The sequence below is a fragment of the Halorussus aquaticus genome (assembly GCF_024218795.1).
In the GTDB taxonomy this organism is placed as follows: domain Archaea; phylum Halobacteriota; class Halobacteria; order Halobacteriales; family Haladaptataceae; genus Halorussus; species Halorussus aquaticus.
In genome coordinates this window covers 1,578,302-1,595,421 of the sequence record NZ_CP100400.1, presented here as the reverse complement: position 1 = coordinate 1,595,421, position 17,120 = coordinate 1,578,302, and the positions used below count along the sequence as shown (strand labels likewise).

16 protein-coding genes are annotated in these 17,120 nt (G+C 67.6%); 5 read left to right on the top strand and 11 right to left on the bottom strand.

Annotated elements, in window-relative coordinates; translation table 11 throughout:
- Nucleotides 1-42 precede the first annotated feature (42 nt).
- The 5 genes from NGM06_RS08255 to NGM06_RS08235 all read right to left on the bottom strand — a co-directional run bounded on the left by NGM06_RS08255 (nt 43) and on the right by NGM06_RS08235 (nt 5,759).
- Nucleotides 43-480: a MaoC/PaaZ C-terminal domain-containing protein gene (locus NGM06_RS08255; RefSeq protein WP_254269813.1), complete on the bottom strand. Its 438-nt coding sequence runs from the start codon at nt 478-480 to the stop codon at nt 43-45.
- Nucleotides 477-959, bottom strand: a complete 483-nt coding sequence (locus tag NGM06_RS08250) for a PaaI family thioesterase (RefSeq protein WP_254269812.1) — start codon at nt 957-959, stop codon at nt 477-479. The genes NGM06_RS08255 and NGM06_RS08250 overlap by 4 nt, the downstream gene beginning before the upstream one ends.
- A 4-nt stretch (nt 960-963) precedes the next feature.
- Nucleotides 964-2,928 carry a 3-hydroxyacyl-CoA dehydrogenase/enoyl-CoA hydratase family protein gene (locus NGM06_RS08245; RefSeq protein ID WP_254269811.1) on the bottom strand — a complete coding sequence of 655 codons (1,965 nt, stop codon included), beginning with the start codon at nt 2,926-2,928 and terminating at the stop codon, nt 964-966.
- Nucleotides 2,929-3,206: 278 nt separating this feature from the next.
- Nucleotides 3,207-4,370: a branched-chain amino acid ABC transporter permease gene (locus tag NGM06_RS08240; RefSeq protein ID WP_254269810.1), complete on the bottom strand. Its 1,164-nt coding sequence runs from the start codon at nt 4,368-4,370 to the stop codon at nt 3,207-3,209.
- Nucleotides 4,371-4,409: 39 nt separating this feature from the next.
- Nucleotides 4,410-5,759 carry an ABC transporter substrate-binding protein gene (locus NGM06_RS08235; protein ID WP_254269809.1) on the bottom strand — a complete coding sequence of 450 codons (1,350 nt, stop codon included), beginning with the start codon at nt 5,757-5,759 and terminating at the stop codon, nt 4,410-4,412.
- A 217-nt stretch (nt 5,760-5,976) separates the two neighbouring features.
- Between NGM06_RS08235 and NGM06_RS08230 the strand changes: the two genes are divergently transcribed.
- The 4 genes from NGM06_RS08230 to NGM06_RS08215 all read left to right on the top strand — a co-directional run bounded on the left by NGM06_RS08230 (nt 5,977) and on the right by NGM06_RS08215 (nt 8,954).
- The gene (locus NGM06_RS08230) at nt 5,977-6,888 is read left to right on the top strand and encodes a branched-chain amino acid ABC transporter permease (protein ID WP_254269808.1); all 912 of its coding nucleotides are present in this window, start codon (nt 5,977-5,979) and stop codon (nt 6,886-6,888) included.
- Nucleotide 6,889: 1 nt separating this feature from the next.
- Nucleotides 6,890-7,777, top strand: a complete 888-nt coding sequence (locus NGM06_RS08225; RefSeq protein WP_254269807.1) for an ABC transporter ATP-binding protein — start codon at nt 6,890-6,892, stop codon at nt 7,775-7,777.
- Between the two features lie 49 nt (nt 7,778-7,826).
- Nucleotides 7,827-8,543 carry an ABC transporter ATP-binding protein gene (locus tag NGM06_RS08220; RefSeq protein ID WP_254269806.1) on the top strand — a complete coding sequence of 239 codons (717 nt, stop codon included), beginning with the start codon at nt 7,827-7,829 and terminating at the stop codon, nt 8,541-8,543.
- Between the two features lie 138 nt (nt 8,544-8,681).
- Nucleotides 8,682-8,954 (top strand): HalOD1 output domain-containing protein, encoded by a 273-nt coding sequence (locus NGM06_RS08215; protein ID WP_254269805.1) that lies wholly within the window; start codon nt 8,682-8,684, stop codon nt 8,952-8,954.
- Between the two features lie 22 nt (nt 8,955-8,976).
- Here the strand turns inward: NGM06_RS08215 and NGM06_RS08210 are convergent, their stop codons facing one another.
- The 4 genes from NGM06_RS08210 to NGM06_RS08195 all read right to left on the bottom strand — a co-directional run bounded on the left by NGM06_RS08210 (nt 8,977) and on the right by NGM06_RS08195 (nt 13,550).
- A complete protein-coding gene (locus tag NGM06_RS08210; protein ID WP_254269804.1) occupies nt 8,977-10,638 on the bottom strand; it encodes an acetate--CoA ligase in 1,662 nt (553 codons plus the stop codon).
- Nucleotides 10,639-10,809: 171 nt separating this feature from the next.
- Nucleotides 10,810-11,430, bottom strand: a complete 621-nt coding sequence (locus NGM06_RS08205; protein ID WP_254269803.1) for a class I SAM-dependent methyltransferase — start codon at nt 11,428-11,430, stop codon at nt 10,810-10,812.
- 105 nt (nt 11,431-11,535) lie between these two features.
- On the bottom strand, nt 11,536-12,306 hold the full coding sequence (locus NGM06_RS08200) for an SDR family NAD(P)-dependent oxidoreductase (RefSeq protein WP_254269802.1): 771 nt from the start codon (nt 12,304-12,306) through the stop codon (nt 11,536-11,538).
- 92 nt (nt 12,307-12,398) lie between these two features.
- A complete protein-coding gene (locus NGM06_RS08195; RefSeq protein ID WP_254269801.1) occupies nt 12,399-13,550 on the bottom strand; it encodes a phosphotransferase family protein in 1,152 nt (383 codons plus the stop codon).
- Between the two features lie 160 nt (nt 13,551-13,710).
- Between NGM06_RS08195 and NGM06_RS08190 the strand changes: the two genes are divergently transcribed.
- Entirely contained in the window at nt 13,711-14,925 is a 1,215-nt protein-coding gene (locus NGM06_RS08190; protein WP_254269800.1) for an acyl-CoA dehydrogenase family protein, read from the top strand.
- Nucleotides 14,926-14,967: 42 nt separating this feature from the next.
- On the opposite strand, the gene NGM06_RS08185 is transcribed toward NGM06_RS08190, so the two are convergent.
- Both NGM06_RS08185 and NGM06_RS08180 read right to left on the bottom strand, forming a co-directional pair.
- Nucleotides 14,968-16,137: a zinc-dependent alcohol dehydrogenase gene (locus NGM06_RS08185; RefSeq protein ID WP_254269799.1), complete on the bottom strand. Its 1,170-nt coding sequence runs from the start codon at nt 16,135-16,137 to the stop codon at nt 14,968-14,970.
- Nucleotides 16,138-16,363: 226 nt separating this feature from the next.
- Entirely contained in the window at nt 16,364-17,119 is a 756-nt protein-coding gene (locus NGM06_RS08180) for an HAD family hydrolase (RefSeq protein ID WP_254269798.1), read from the bottom strand.
- Nucleotide 17,120: the final 1 nt, after the last annotated feature.

The following is a 17,120-nucleotide window of genomic DNA, read 5'->3' as shown; positions in this document are numbered from 1 at the left end:
GCGTGACTGTCTCGGACGCTCGTCCCGCAACGCTCCCGTCGCCTACTTCACGAGCGAGAGCAGTTCGCACGACAGGACGGTTTCGTCGCGCTGATTCAGCACTTCGGTCTCGTACCGGACCACGCCGCTCGCGGTCGGGTGGTCGCGTTCGTCCTTCTCGACCAGTTCCATCTCGACGCGAATCGTGTCGCCGAACTCGACCGGGGCGGTGAACCGGAGTCGGTCCACGCCGTAGAACGCAACCACGTCGGCGCGCCGGTCGCCCGAGCGCCGCGCGAGACCGGTCATCATCGAGAAGACGAGCGCCCCGTGGGCCACGCGTTCGCCGAACGCCGACTCCGCCGCGACGGTCTCGCTCGTGTGGAGCGGGTTGAAGTCGCCGCTCACGCCCGCGAAGTTGGTCACGTCGGCCTCGGTGACGGTCCGCGTCGGAGTGGTGATTCGGCGGCCCACGTCGAGTTCGTCGAACGAGAGGCTCACGCCGTCTCACCCCGGAACAGTCGATAGCTCGCGCGTCCGACCGCGACTTCGGTCGCCTCCTCGCCGTCGTCGGGTCGCTCGCTCGTGACTGTGACCTCGGTCACGCCCATCGACCCGCCCGCCCGGACCACCTCGGCCTCGGCCCGGAGGTCGCCCGTCGCGGGCCGGAGGTACGAGACGTTCAGGTCGGTGGTCGTGAGCGCGGCCTCGGCCGGGTCCTCGAACGTGGTCCGCAGGGCGAACCCGCTGGCGGTGTCCACCAGCGTCGCCGCGATGCCGCCGTGGACGACCGGGGTCCCGTCCGGGTCGGGGTTGACCAACTTCTCCTCGTACGGGACCGACATGACGATTCGCCCGGGTTCGACCGCCTCGACCGTCACACCGAGCCACGAGAGGTAGCCGTGGCGGTCCACGAACGCCTGCATCTCGGCCGCCGCGTCCGCGGGCGAGTCGCCGCCCGCGGCGAACTCCTCGCTCATGCGGTCACTCCCCGGTGAATTCGGGGTCGCGGTCGTCGCGGAACGCCGCGGTCCCCTCGCGCACGTCGTCGGTACTCATCAGCAGGCCGAAGCCCTGACTCTCCATCGCGAGCGCGGCGTCGAGGCTGGCGTCCGCGCCCTCGTTCATCACCTTCTTGGCGACCTTCAGGCCGACGGGCGGCCCCTCCAGCACGTCCGCCACGAACTCCGAGACGGTGTCCTCGAACTCCGATTCGGGGACGGCGCGGTTGACCAGTCCCCACTCCTCGGCGCGTTCGGCGTCGATGCGGTTGCCCCGGAACACCAGTTCCTTGGCCCGCGTCTCGCCGAGCAGTCGGAGCAGGCGCTGGGTGCCGCCGCCGCCGGGGATGAGTCCGAGACCGATTTCGGGCGACCCGAACTGGGAATCCTCGGTGGCGATGCGGAGGTCGCAGGCCAGCGCGAGTTCGAGTCCCGCGCCGAGGCAGTAGCCGTCCACCTTCGCGATGACGGGCCGCTCGAAGTCGTTGACCGTCTCGAACGCGGGGGTCACGTCCATCGCGTCGGTGGGGTCCATGTCCGCGAACCCGCCGATGTCGGCCCCCGCGCTGAACGCCCGGTCGCCCGCGCCCTCGAAGGTGACGCATCGAACGTCGTCGGTATCGACCGACGAGAGCAGGTCGTCTATCTCGCTCAGCAGGTCCGCGGACAGCGCGTTCATGCGCTCGGGGCGGTCGAGTTCGACCGCGAGCAGGCCGTCGTCCGAGAGGTCGTATTTCAGCAGGCGGTAGTCGCCCGGTCCGTCGCCCCCCGAACTGCCGTACTCGTGGAAGCCAGCGCCCGCTTCCTCGCCGGTCCGTCCCTGTTCGACCAGTTCCACGAGGTAGTCGTCCGGTTCGAATCTGTCCTCGCCGGTCTCCTCGCGGAGGGTCCGGAGTTTGTCGAGGACCGCGTCGAGACCGAGTTTGTCGCCGCGTCGGCAGATGCCCTCGGGGAAGCCGAGACCGAGTTTGACCCCGGTGTCTATCTCCTCGGGCGTCGCCACGTCGTCGCCCACGAGTCGCGCGGCCTCGTTGACCATCCGGGCCTCGACGCGCAGAGTGTCGAACTCCTCGCCATCGCCGGGTTCGTAGTTCACGCCCTCCCCGTCTTCGTAGTCGTAGAAGCCCTTGCCCGTCTTCCGGCCGAGTTCGTCGTTCTCGACTTTCTCCTCGGTAATCGGGGGGATGGGTCGGCCCGCCTCCTTCCGGACGTGGTAGCCCACGTCGATGCCGGTGAGGTCCGCGAGTTCGAAGGGACCCATCGGGTAGCCCCGCCGGTGGACCATGGCGGCGTCGACCTCCCGAATCGTCGCCTCGCCGTTCGAGACCATCCACGCCGACTCGTCGGTGAACGGTCCGAGGACCGTGTTGACGACGAAGCCGTTCACGTCCTTTCGGACGTAGATGGGCGTCTTGCCCAGCGACTCAACGAACTCGTAGGCGGTCTCGGCGGTGTCGTCGCTCGTCTCCTCGCCGTAGATGACCTCCACGAGGTCCATCTTCACCGGCGGGTTGAAGAAGTGCATCCCGACCACCTGCTCGGGCCGGGCGGTCGCGGTCGCCATCTCGGTGATGCTCAGACTCGACGTGTTCGACGCGAGTATCGCGTCGTCCGGCGCGAACTCGTCCAAATCGCCGAAGATGTCCTTCTTGAGGTCCATCCGCTCGGGCGCGGCCTCTATCACGATGTCGGCGTCGGCCACCGCCGCTTCGAGGTCGGTCGTCGTGTCGATGCGGCCCAGAATCGCCTCGACAGACTCGTCGAGTCGGTCCTTCTCGGCCAACTTCTCCAGACTCCACTCGATGTCGTCGTAGCCGTCCTCCACGAGGTCCGTCTCGACGTCGCGCATCGTGACGTCGTACCCGGCGAGGGCGGCGACTTCGGTGATTCCGTGGCCCATGTTGCCCGCTCCGAGAACGGTCACGCGTCGGATGTCAGAAACTGTCATACGGTACGACGTTTCGTGACATCCGACCTTAACTCCACCGGAGGGTAGTTATCTCTGTAAAGGAAATACATCTCTGCCACAATATCGGTACTCTTTCACAGTAATTTCGTAATCGTTGTTAGAACGCGTCGGCGGGCGGTGCGAACTTCAGCGGAGATGCGACTCGCCCGTCGGCGAGCGAGACGACCGGTCGAAGAGCAGGACGACCAGTCGAAGCGCGGGACGACCGGTTGGCGGAGGGGTGTCGATGCCTCCGGCCGCATCGAGGCGTTGGAACGCTACTCGCCCTCGCGGCCGCCTCTGACCTCGCCCGTGACTGCGTCGCCGGAGCCGAGACCGTCGCGGGCGCGACGCCAGAGGCGCTTGATGCCGCCGGTGACGCCGTTCTCGAAGAACATCACGACCGCCAGCAGGATGACGCCGAACACCAGTTGCCAGCGCGCCGCCAGCGCGGGGTACTGGTCGATGGTGAACCGGAGGTACTCGTAGACGAACGCGCCCACCGTCGGACCGAGGAACGAGTACGGGCCGCCGATGACCGTCACCAGCACGGGCGTGGCCGAGAACGTCCAGTGGCCGATGCCGGGGACGACGCTGCTCTGCAGGGGTGCCCACATCGTCCCGACGAGACCGGTGAACGCCGCGCTGACGACGAACGTCGCCCACGAGTGGCGCGTCACGTCGATTCCGAGGGACCGGGCGCGCTCGGGGTTCTCCCGTATCGCCATGCAGACCCGCCCGAACGGCGACCGAATGATTCGCCAGAGCGCGTACATCGACGCCGCGAAGGCCGACAGGACCACGAAGTAGAACGCGAGGTAGTCGTCGATGTTCATGAACGTGAACGTCCACCCGAACAGGTCCACCTCGCCCATGGCCCGGAACGAGATTATGAGTCCGTCGTCGCCGTTCGTGGCGAGCAGTTCGCTGGCGGTCTCGCCGAGGTGCAGGATTTCGGCGAACTGGCCGGTGATGTCCTGCAGGAGGACGACGAACACCGCCATGCTGAACGACAGCGTGATCATCGCGAAGTATATCTCCTCCAGTTGGACGCTGAGGTAGCCGACGGGAATCGCCAGTAGCGTCGCCGTCGCCACCCCTATCAGGACCGCGAGCGCGAACGTCACCAGCACGCTGGCCCCGCCGAACAGTTGCTCGACGCCGAGGAGCGGACCGACCACGTTGAACACCTTCGCCGTCGCGTACGCCGCCACCGCGAGGAACATCGCGTGGCCGAACGAGAGCAGTCCCGTGTAGCCGTACAGGAGGTTGAACGCCGTTCCGAAGATGGCGACCAGCAGCATCGTGATGAGCAGCGAGGTCTCGACCGGGCCGAGGAACAGCGGTGCGCCGACGAGCGCCGCGGCGACGACGACGCCCGCGACGACGACTCCCAAGTCGCGGTCTCGGACGCGGTCGCGTACCGTATCTGTGTAGCTCATGTGTGGATAGCGTGTGCCCGTGAACCGGGAGTCCGGCGCTCAGACGCCCGGCGGCAGGTTGGTGTCGGCCTGACTCAGGAGGTCGGTGAGCGTCCCGCGGTCGACGCTGAGCGACTCCGAGGGCTGGAGGCCCACGCCGTCGTAGGGGACGTCGTCGTCGCTGCTGGTGGTCCCGATGATTGTCGGGGCCTGCGCTTGGTGGGAGTCGGCGTCGATGGTTATCGGTCCCCGCGGGTCGTTCTGGAACTGCATCCCCTCCAACTGCGAGGCGATGTCGTCGGGGTTGGTACTCCCCGCGTTCTCCATGGCTCGCTTGTACATCCAGAGCGCCGACCACGCGCTCGGCCCGGTGAACGACGGGACGCCGATAGTGTCGGTGTCGGCGTACTCCTCGTTCCACGCGTTCAGGAAGTTCTGGTTGTTCTCGTTGTCGTACGTGGAGTGCCAGTACCACGAGGAGTAGTTGACGCCCTCGGGCATGCTACCGCCCAGCGCCTTGAACACGGTCGGGTCGGCGCCCAGCGTGTCGAAGACGTCGGTGGCCTGCTCGAAGAGTCCCTGCTGGGTGGCCTGCTGGACGAACGTGACCGCGTCGCCGCCCCAGAACGAGGTGAACACCAGTTCCGGGTTGGCGTTGGTCACCGTGTTTATCTGGGGCGTCATGTCGCCCGCACCCACCTCCGGGAACTGGCTGGCGACGTACTCGTAGTCGGCCCCCATCGCGTTCGAGAACGCCTTGAAGTACTCCCAACACTGCTGGCCGTACGCGTAGTCGGGACCGAGGTTGGCGACCCGCGTCACGTCGAGGTTCTCCATCGCGTACTTCGCCATCGCCCACGTGTTGATGGCGGTGTTCGCGTTGGTCCGGAAGTGAACCGGCGTCCCCTGCGCGTTGTCGCCGTACGTGTCCTCGTCGTGTTCCGTGATGAACGGCGTCCCGATGTCGGTCAGCGTCAGGGGGACACCGAGCTGTGCGACCGTGGGCGCGGTAGAGAGCGTCACGCCCGAGGAGGTCAGACCGATCATCGCCGCGACGCCCTGCCGCTGGACGAGGTCCCGGAAGTGCTGGTTCGCGGTGGAGGCACTGTTCTCGTGGTCGCGGACTATCAGTTCGACGTCCCGACCCATGATGCCGCCCGCCTCGTTTATCTTCTTCACCGTGAGTTCCGCGGCGGCGACCGATGCCGACCCGAGCGACTGCCCGAGACCCGACAGCAGGTAGACCGCTCCGATCTTGATCGGCCCGTTCTGTCCGGCGGCCGACCCCACCGGTCCCGTCAGTCCGGCCACGCCGGTCGCACCCGCCGCACCGAGGAACGCGCGGCGATTCCACCCCGTCGATTCACCCCTCTCCTCCCGTCCGACACGGGGAGTGTCATCTGTTGTCATGAAACCCACGAATCGTTGATGATAGATGTGAACATATACCTTCGCCTGAGTACGAGGGCCGCCCTGTCTCTATTCTATCACTCGCCGCCACAACGTTTATCCGGCCGGTGACGCTCATCCAACCGCGTCCCGTCTCAATAGTAAAACGGCGGTATTCGACACCTAGAACACCCGAGAACGGCGAAACGTTTAATCTCGTTCTCGTCGAGGTGTGCGCATGGTTAGCATCGACCTGATCGCGGATCAGGTTATCACGGGACTCAGCATCGGCGCGCAGTTGTTCCTCGTCGCCATCGGGCTGAGCCTCATCTTCGGCGTCCTCGACGTACTCAACTTCGCGCACGGGGCGCTCTACATGATCGGCGCGTACGTGGCCGTGACGCTGGTCAACGGTCTCGACGTTCTGGGTCTGGGCGTCCCGCAACTGGGGTTCTGGCCGGGCGTGGTGGCCGCACTACTCGTCGTCGGCGTGCTCGGCGCGGTCATCGAGATGGGGTTCATCCGCAGGCTCTACGGCCGACAGGAGGAGGTACTCGACCAACTGCTGCTGACGTTCGCGTTCGTCCTGATACTCACCGACCTCACCAGAGTCGCCTTCGGGACGGGCCAGTTCGTCATCGCGCCGCCGCCGGAGCTTCAGGGCACCGTCCGGTTCACGAGTTCGCTCGCGGCCCCGACCTACCGGGTGTTCCTGATACTCACGTCGATAGCCGTGCTCGGCGCGCTGTTCGCGGTCCTCCGGTTCACCAACGTCGGCCGCCTCGTGCGGGCGACGTCGAGCGACCGCGACATGGCCCGCCTGCTCGGTATCGACGTCTCGCGGCTCTACACCGGCGTCTTCTTCGTCGGAGCGGTCCTCGCCGGACTGGGCGGCGCGCTCGCCTCGCCCGTCGGCGCGGTGAGTCCGGCGATGGGCAATCAGGTCATCATCAACGCGTTCGTCGTCGTGGTCATCGGGGGTCTCGGGTCGTTCACGGGCGCGTTCGTCGGCGCGTACGTCATCGGGCTGCTCATCGCCGTCGGGAGCATCGTCATCTCCGGGGCGGGCCAGTTACTCCCGTTCCTCGCGATGATAGCGGTCCTCGTACTCAAACCGCAGGGACTGTTCGGGGCCGAGGAGGGGGTCTGACGTGACGACAGTTCTCGAAACCGAACACCTGACGCGGGAGTTCGGCGCGCTCGTCGCGGTGGACGACGTGAGCGTGGCGATAGACGACGCCGACATCACCAGCATCATCGGCCCGAACGGCGCGGGCAAGACCACGTTCTACAACCTGCTCGCCGGGCAACTGGACCCGACCGAGGGTCGCATCGCCATCCGTCCGCGCCGGGAGGACCCGGTACCCGACGGCGGGACGGCGGCGGACGCCGACGGTGGTACCCAGATGGACGCCGACGGCGGGACGGACGCGAACGCGGGGACTGCGACCGATCCCGACGACACTGCGGACGCCGGACTGGTGGACGTGACGGGGATGGAACCGTTCGAGATAAACCGCCTCGGACTCGCCCGCGCGTTCCAGATAAACAACGTCTTCGAGCGCCTGACGGTGCTGGAGAACGTCCGCGTCGCTCGAATCAGCCGCGAGGGCCGGACCCTCGACGTCACGTCCGTCGCCGCCAGCGACGACGAACTCAACGAGCAGGCCCGCCGCGTCCTCGAACTGACCAACCTCGAAGGAGTCGCCGACACCCGGTGCGCGAACCTCTCTCACGGAGACGTTCGGAAGGTCGAAATCGCGCTCGCGCTGGGGACCGACCCGTCGGTGGTCCTGCTGGACGAACCCACCGCCGGGATGAACGCGACCGAGACCCGGCGGATGGTCGAACTCATCGGCGAACTCGACGAGACCACGGACACGACGTTCCTCGTCACGGAACACGACATGGAGGTGGTCCTCGGCATCTCCGACCGCATCCTCGTGTTCAACAACGGGCGACTCATCGCCGACGGCACTCCCGACGAGGTGATGGCCGACGAGCGCGTCCGCGAGGCCTACCTCGGGGGTGAGGGGTGATGACGACGCCGACCGGCAGAGCGAAGGCGGAGTCGGGAGGTGAGGCCTGATGGCGATTCTGGAGATGGAGAACGTGGACGTCTACTACGGGAACAGTCACGTCCTGTTCGACCTCTCGCTCGACGTGGAGGAGAACGAGGTCGTCGTCCTCCTCGGGCGGAACGGCGCGGGCAAGACGACCACGCTCCGGAGCATCGTCGGGTCCGTGCCGCGGCGCGAGGGGCGCATCACCTACCGCGGCACCGACATCGCCGACGCCGCGGTCGATAGAATCAGCGGGATGGGCATCAAACTCGTCCCCGAGGACCGCCGGATATTCCCGACGCTGACCGTCCACGAGAACCTGCAGGTGGCGGCCGAGACCGCCGGGGACCCCCGGCCGGTCGAGGAGATGTACGAGATATTCCCGACGCTCGACGACCTCCGCGACAGTCTGGGTCGGGACCTCTCGGGGGGCGAACAGCAGATGCTCTCGGTCGGTCGCGCGCTCGTCCAGAACCCCGACCTCCTCCTGCTGGACGAACCCACCGAGGGTCTCGCGCCGGTCATCGTCGAGGACCTGCGGCGCGTGTTCCGCGAAATCGTGGAGGAGGACGTGACCGTCCTGCTGACCGAGCAGAACGTCCAGTTCGCGCTGGACCTCGCCGAACGCGCCTACGTCATCGAGAAGGGGTCGAACGTCTGGGAGGGGAGCGTGCCCGAACTCCGCGAGCGCGACGACCTGCTCGAAGAGTACCTCTCGGTCTCGGTGGCCGAGTCCGACTGACCGACGCCGCCGAAGTCGTCCGACTCCGAGAAAGTCGAGAGAGTCAGCGCGCGAGGCGGTCGGTTCAATCCCCGATTACGGACGCGCCGGTCGCCCGTAACCCAAACTTATGGGTGGAGCTATTGTATAGCTGGCAGAATGTCCGACGAACCCGAGAGCGACATCATCCACCGACAGATCGATACGGAGCAGGCGGAACCGGCGACGGCGGTCGCAGAGATAGTCGCGGATATCGAAGGGAAGGACTCCACCGAGATACCGAACCTGTGGGAGTGTACGGACGAAGTCCTCCAGCACCTCTTCTCCAACCCGCCGAAGGCGGAGGCTCAGATGCAGGTCGAGTTCAGCTACGAGAGCTATCGTATCACGGTGGAACAGGACGGAACGACGGAGTTCATAAAGACGGAGTAGTTTCTCAGGGACCACCGCGGAACTACTCATCGGTCTCGCGGTCCCGGAGCTTTCGGCGCTGAATCTTGCCGGTCGTCGTCTGCGGGAGTTCGTCGAGGAACGCTATCTCGCGGGGGTACTCGTGCTTGGCGAGGTCCTCGCGGACGAGGTCCCGAATCTCCTCGCGGAGCGCGTCCTCGGGGGTCGCCCCGCCGACTGGTTGCACGAACGCCTTGATGATTTCGCCGCGTCGCTCGTCGGGGACGCCGACGACGCCGACCTGCTCGACGTCGGGGTGTTCGAGGACGGCGCTCTCGACTTCGCCGGGACCCACCCGGTAGCCCGCGGTGATGATGACGTCGTCGTCGCGCGCCTTGAACCAGACGTAACCGTCCTCGTCGCGGGACCCGAGGTCCCCGGTCAGGTGCCACTCCGTGCCGTCGGGCGCGGTGACGGTCGCGTCCGCGGTCTTCTCCGGTTGGTTCCAGTACCCCTCGAAGACGACCGGGTCGCCGTCCCGTCGAACCGCTATCATCCCGACCTCGTCCCGCGGACGGCGCTCGCCGGTCTCCGGGTCCACGATTGCGACCTCGTGACCGGGAACTGGCTTGCCCATGCTCCCTGGCCGGGCCGGGAACCAGTCCCGGCAGTTCGACACCAGCAGGTTGGCCTCGGTCTGGCCGTAGAGTTCGTTGACGGCGACGCCGGACAGTTCCTCGTCGGCCCAGTCGAGAATCTCGGGGGTCAGGGGTTCGCCGCCCGAGCAGACCGCCTTCAGGTCGAGGTCGTACTCGTCGGCGGGGTCCTCGACCTCCATCAGCATCCGGATGGCGGTCGGCGGGAGGAAGGCGTCGGTGACGTCGAACTCCGCCAGCAGTTCGTAGGCCGTCTCGGCGTCGAACCCGCCCATCGGGTAGCCGACGACCGGGCGGCCGTGGTGCCACGCCGGGAAGACGAGGTCGCCGAGCGCGCCGATCCACGCCCAGTCCGCGGGGGTCCAGAACACCGACTCCTCGACCTCGCGCTCGAAGTACATGTAGAACGCCGGGCAGTGACCCAGCCAGACGTCGTGGGTGTGGAGGACGCCCTTCGGCGGTCCCGTACTCCCGCTGGTGTACATGACGATGGCGGGCGTGTCCGCGTCGGTCTCGGCGACTTCGAACTCGGTCGGCCGGTCCTCGTGCAGCGCCTCGAACCGCTCGACGTCGGACGGCGGGTCCGCGGCATCGACGGCGACGACGTGGTCGAGGTCCGGGCAGTCCTCGCGCACCGCCAGCACCGTATCGAGGACCGACTCGTCGGCGACGACCGCCCTCGCCCCCGAGTCCGCGAGGCGATAGCGGAGTGCGTCGGTCCCGAACAGGACCGACAGGGGGAGCGAGACCGCGCCCAACTTCCAGCACGCGAGGTGCGTGATGGGATTGGCGGGTTTCTGCGGGACGACGACTGCCACGCGGTCGCCGCGTTCGATACCGCGGTCGGCCAACCCGCGGGCGACGGCGTCCGTGCGCGCGTCGAGGTCGCGGAACGTGTAGGTCTCCCGCGACCCGTCCGGGTACGCCTGATAGAGCGCGGGTCGGTCGGGGTCCTCGTGCTTGCCCAGCGCGTCGCGAGCGATGTTGTAGTCGTCGGGTATCTGCTCCCACGAGAACTCATCGCGGGCCTGCTCGTACGTCGGAGCGTCGAGCGTGATTCGCCAAGACATGTTGGTTCTCCGAGTATCGGCGTCCGGTACGACGGGGCCGGTCTAAAAAGTGGGGATTGGTGACAGTGGGCAAGAGCCGCGAGCGAACGGCAATGGGGGCAGGCTCTCTGCCGCCAGTAGTCGTTCGCCACGGACTCCGAGAAGCCGAGAGTCTGTTCGGAACGAGCACCGTCACTCCTCGACGCTCGGACGAGCGACGGTCGCCGTGTACAGTCCGCCGAGGAACGACTCCCGGCGTGCCACGTCGAGCGGAGTACCGGCGACCATCGGTTCGAGCGGTCGGTTGAGGTCGGCGAACAGGAGCCGAGCCACGGGATTAGCCACGCGTCTGGCGAGCGACGGGTCGGCGTCCGCCGGAGCGAACTTGTCGTAAATCGACACGCGGCCGTCCGGTGAGAGTACGCGCGTCGTCTCCTCGACGACCGCCTCCGGGTCCGGGACCACCGAGAGGACGAGATGGAGGAGGACCGCGTCGAAGGCGTCGTCCTCGAAGGGCAGTGTGTGCGCGTCACCGACCGCGAGACCGACAGTTCGGTCGAGTGCTTCCGCACGCGCTTCCGTGCGCCGGACCATCGTCGGCGTCAAATCGACGGCGGTCACTGCGGCCTCCTCAGGGAGGTAGTCGAGGTCCATCCCGGTTCCGCAACCGACGAGGAGGATGCGGTCGCTCGGCCGCGGGTCGAGTCGGGCGATAGCGCGCCGACGGCCCCGCTCCAGCGGCCGCGCCACGATATCGTATATCGGAGCGTACAGCCGATAGCGAGTCCTGTTCCACCGGTTCGTCGGCGTCATCGGCCGGGTCCTGCCTCGAACGTACAGGGAGACCTGCAAAAGTGTACTGCCGAACACGCGCTCCGTCTTACCGGAGGACGCAACCGATTGGGGTCAGTCCCCGCGTCACCGCGCAGTCCACCCGCCGTCCACGGCCAGACACTCGCCGGTGACGTACGAGGCGGCGTCGCTGGCGAGGAAGACGGCGGGACCGGCGATCTCCTCCGGGTCGGCGAACCGCGCCATCGGCGTCCGGTCCACGATGGACTGGCGGAGTCGCTCGTTCTCCTGCAGTTCCGCGGTGAGGTCGGTGCGGACGTACCCCGGCGCGAGCGCGTTGACCCGCACGTCGGGTGCCCAGTCGAGCGCCATGCTCTTCGTGAGACCGACGAGACCGTGCTTCGAGGCGACGTAGGGGTGCTGGCGCGGCAGGCCGACGAGTCCGCCGACGCTGGCGACGTTGACGACGGTCCCGCCGCGCTCCGCGAGGGAGTCGGCCGCCGCCCGCGCGCAGTCGAACGCCCCGCCGAGGTTCACGTCGGCCGTGAAATCGAAGGCCTCGGCGTCCACGTCTTCGGGCGGTCCCAGCGCGGCGTCGGGGTTGATACCGGCGTTGTTCACCACCGCGTCCACCCCGCCCAGTTCGTCTTCGACTCGTTCGAACAGGTCGCTGACGGCCCGCTCGTCGGTCACGTCGGTCGGCGCGACGAGCGACGACGCCCCGCGGTCGCGCACGTCCGCGACGGCGTCCTCGACGGCCGCCTCGGTGCGGGCGGTCGGCACTACGTCGGCCCCGGCGTCGGCGAATCCCGCGGCGATGGCCCGGCCGATGCCGCGGGTGCCGCCGGTCACGACGGCGACGGTTCCCGAGAGGTCGAACGCGTCGAGCGTTGGCATGCGTCCAGCGTCGGCGCGCGACGGCAAAACGATTTGGTCGCCTCGGGGGTGTCCGGCGGAACGTCGGCGAGGGTCGGTTCGAGGAGGAGACCTCAGAGCGGTTCGTCGCCGTCGATGATTCGCTTCGCGCGCCGGGCGAGGTCCGGGACGCGGTGTTCCATGGCCGGATACATCGGGTCGTCGCTGTTGCCTTCGAGGTAGCGCCGGTAGAACATCTCGCCGAGCGCCGCGAGTTTGTACACCGCGAGCGACCGGTAGAACCGGTCGTGTTCGTACTCGATGCCTGTCGCGCGCTCGTAGCGCTCGACCAATTCGCGACGGGTCGAGTACCCCTCCGCCTCCATGAACGTGGCCGTCAGTTCCGGCGTCGCCGGGTCGGGGTCGCCGGGGTCGCGCCAGTACGACAGCATCCACCCGAGGTCGGCCAGCGGGTCGCCGAGGGTCGCCATCTCCCAGTCGAAGACGGCGGCGAGTTCCGGCGGCGTGCCCGGCGCGAACAGCACGTTGTCGAGTTTGTAGTCGCCGTGGACCAGCGCGTGTTCGTGGTCGGTCGGGCAGTGCTCCGCCAGCCAGTCGCCCACCTCTCGGAGTTCGGGCACCGTCCGCTCGTCGGCGGTCCGCTCGAAGGCCCAGTGGAGTTGCTTGGTCCAGCGCTCGACCTGTCGCTCGGTGTAGCCCGGCGGGTGGCCGAACTCGCCGAGTCCCACCTCCTCGTAGTCGAGCGCGTGAATCGCCGCAAGGGTGTCCACGAGTTCCTCGCCGATTCGCTGGCGGGCGTCGGGCGTCCCGAAGCGGTCTGGTTCGGCGTCCCGGAGAACGTCGCCCGCCACGCGCTCCATCACGTAGAAGTCGCTGCCGACGACCGAGTGGTCCTCGCAGGCCAGCACGGTCCCCGGAACCGGGACGGCGGTGTCCTGTAGGGCGTCCAGCACCCGGTACTCTCGAAGCACGTCGTGGGCGGTCTCGGCCGTCTCGCCGGGCGGCGGCCGCCGGACGACGAGTTCCCGGTCGCCCCACGTCACGAACAGCGTCTCGTTGGAGTGGCCCTCCTCGTGGTGTCGGACCTCGTAGCCGTCGGCCTCGCCCAACTGGTGGTCGAGGTACTCCCGGAGCGCGCTCCGGTCGACGAGTCGTTCGAAGTAGTCGCGTTCGCCCTCGCTCTCGGAGTGGTCTCTCCCCTCTTCGCTCGCGGAGCGGTCTCGGTCGGTCTCGGTCGTGGAGTGGTCGCGTTCGTCACCTGTCATGAGTTCGTCCTGCAGTGTCGGTCGGCGGTTCCGCGGCCCGCGCTGTACTCTCGCGCGGCCCGGACGTTTCGTGTCGATTGTACGTACAACTCCGGTAAAGAACTTACGAGGGTAATAGAATCGGGGAAATATTTTTACATCGTTGTGGAGAGGTTGGAGTATGGAGTACGACGACCCCGAGCGAGGCCGAGCGGTGGCCGAGCGCGTGCGAGAGTTCGTCCGAGAGGAGGTGATTCCCGTCGAGCGCGAGCACCTCGGCGACGGGCCGGTCCCCCGCGACGCCGTCCGCCAACTCCGCGAGACGGCGCGGGAGTACGACGTGTACGGCCCCCAGATACCGGAGGAGTACGGCGGTCTGGGGATGGGGTTCCGCGAGATGCTGCCCGTCTTCGAGGCGGCCGGGCGGAGCCTCCTCGGCGCGACGGCCGTCCGCGCGAACGCGCCCGACGAGGGCAACATGCACACCCTCGAACTGGTCGGCACCGACGAACAGAGAGACGAGTGGCTCCGACCGCTGGCCGAGGGCGAGGCCCGGTCGGGGTTCTCGATGACCGAACCCATGCAGGGCGCGGGGTCGGACCCGAAGATGATTCGCACGAGCGCCGAGAAGGACGGCGACGAGTGGGTGATAAACGGCCACAAGTGGTGGACCACGCAGGGCAGCGAAGCCGACGTGCTGCTAGTGATGGCCCGGACCGACGAGGACGCCCACCCGTATCAGGGCTGTTCCATCTTCCTCGTGCCCGCCGACACGCCCGGCGTCGAAGTGGTGCGCGACATCCCGCACCTCGGCGGCGGTCTCACGGGCGCGAGCCACGCCGAGATTCGGTACGACGACGTCCGCGTGCCCGAGGAGAACCTGCTCGGCGAGGAGAACGCCGGGTTCGCCATCGCCCAGCAGCGCCTCGGTCCGGCGCGACTCACCCACTGCATGCGCTTCTCCGGGATGGCCGAGCGTGCGCTCGACGTGGCGAAGGCCTACGCCGAGGAGCGACGCGCCTTCGACGGGACGCTCTCGGACAAGCAGGCGCTCCGGTTCGAAATCGCCGAGGCCGAGACCCGCCTGCACGCCGCCCGGTCGATGGTCCGCCACGCCGCCCGCCAGATAGACGCGGGCAACGAGGCCCGCATCGAGGTGGCGATGAGCAAGACGTTCGCCGCCAACGTCACGCAGGACGCCATCGACACCGCGGTCCAGATATGCGGCGGCAACGGCATCGGCAAGGACCTGCCGCTCGCGGACTTCTACGAGAACGTCCGCCAGTTCCGCATCATCGACGGCGCGGACGAGGTCCACAAGCGCGTCATCGCGCGCGACGCCTTCGAGGACACCGACCCGAGCGAGGTCGAACACCTGCTCCGGTTCGGCGAGTGAGGTCGGTGGAACTGCGCGTTCGCCTCCGGTCGCCGAAGTCCGTCAGGGCGTCAGCACCGTCTTGATGCATCCGTCCTTCTTGTCTCGGAACGTCTCGTACATCTCCGGCCCCTTCTCCAGCGGTTCCCGATGGGTGACGACGAAGGAGGGGTCGATGTCGCCGTCCTCTATCTTCTCCAAGAGCGGGTCGAGATAGCGCTGGACGTGGGTCTGGCCCGACTTCACGGTCAGGGCCTTGTTCATCAGCGGGCCGACGGGAACGTTGTCCGCGTGGCCGAGGTAGACCCCGGGAACCGAGAGCGTCCCGCCCTTCCGACAGCACCGAATGGCCTGCCGGAGGACGTGCGGTCGGTCGGCCTCCAGATGCGCCTGTTGCTTCATCTTGTCCGCGACCCCCATGAGACCCGTGCCGTGGGCCTCCGTCCCGACCGCGTCGATGCACCTGTCCGGGCCGCGACCCCCGGTCATCGCCATCAGGCGGTCGTAGACGTCCTCGTCCTCGAAGTCGATTGTCTCGGCGTCGCCGTGTTCCCGCGCCATCTGGAGTCGCTCGGGCACCCGGTCGATGGCGACCACGCGGCCGGCACCGAGCATCCACGCGCTCTGGATGGCGAACTGCCCGACCGGTCCGCACCCCCAGACCGCGACCGTGTCGTCCGCCTCGATGTCGGCGTTCTCGGCGGCCATGTACCCCGTCGGGAAGACGTCCGAGAGCAGGAGGACCTGTTCGTCCGGCAGGTCCGACTCTATCTTGACCGGGCCGACGTCGGCGAACGGCACCCGCAGGTACTCCGCCTGCCCGCCCGCGTACCCGCCCATCATGTGCGAGTAGCCGAACAGTCCGGCGGGCGACTGGCCCATCATCTCGCGGGCTATCTCCTCGTTCGGGTTGGAGTTGTCGCACAGCGAGTAGAGTTCCTCCTCGCAGAACCAACAGGAGCCGCAGCTAATCGTGAAGGGCACGACCACGCGGTCGCCTTCCTCTAAGTTCTCGACGGCGCTCCCGACTTCGACCACCTCGCCCATCGGTTCGTGACCCAGCACGTCGCCCTCCCGCATCGTCGGCACGTACCCGTCGTAGAGGTGGAGGTCCGACCCGCAGATGGCGGTGGCGGTTATCTCGATTATCGCGTCCCGCGGGTTGACGATTTCCGGGTCGGGGACGTTCTCGACGCGGACGTCCTCCGCGCCGTGCCACGTGAGCGCCCTCATCGGTCCCCCTCCCGCCGCTCGCGTCCGCCGGTTCCCGCGACCGGATTCGTGGGGCGGAGGGACTCGGTCTCGCCGTCTCCTCGCCGCGGTGCGGACCTCGCCGTTCGTGATAGCAGGGCGTCTGTCATGGTGAATCGCGTTCACAATCGACACAAACGGTCCATTAAAGATGATGGCTGGTCAGGTGACGCGATGTCCGCACGCCAGTTCGGTCGGCATCGTCACCTCAGTCGAGCGAGTCACGAACGCCGACGACTTCGAGTATCTCGCGCAGGTCGTCCACCCGGTAATCGACCGCCGGACCGTCCTCGGCCCCGTACGCGACGGTCGCCAGTCCGACTTCCTTCGCGCCCGCCACGTCGTGGTCGTACCGGTCACCTATCATGAGCGCCTCGCTCGCCGCGACGTCGGCCTCCCGCAGAGCGGTCTCGAACATCCGGCGGTCGGGCTTGGTTCGCCCGACCATCTCGGAGGTCGTAATCGAGTCGAACCGGTCGCGGACCCCGAACGTCTCCAGAATCCGCAGTCCCTCCTCGGTGTCCACGTCGCTGACGACGCCGACGTGGCGGTCGCCGTCGGCCAGTCGTTCGATTGCCTCGACCGCGCCGGGTTCGGGCCGCAGGGTCTCGGTCGTCGCCGCCTCGAAGAGCGGGAGCCACTCGTCTTCGGGGACCTGCTCGCCGACGATTTCGGCGACGGCGCGGTCGTAGCCGGTCCGCGCAGACCGGAACTCGGTGCCCTCGCGCTCCCGGAAGTACGACCCGACCGCGGCCCGCCACGTCGCTATCGCGTCCTCGTGAGCCTGCGAACGAGGGCTCGCAGGGCCGTTTCCTGCGGCGTCCTCGGGCGAGCGTTCGGGGACGTACTCCTCGACCAGTCGCTCGACGAACGCCTCGTGGGCCTCACGGACCGAGTCGGGGTCGAGGACGACGCCGCCGATGTCCCAGAACACCGCCCGGTAATCCGGTGAGTCGCCCGACACG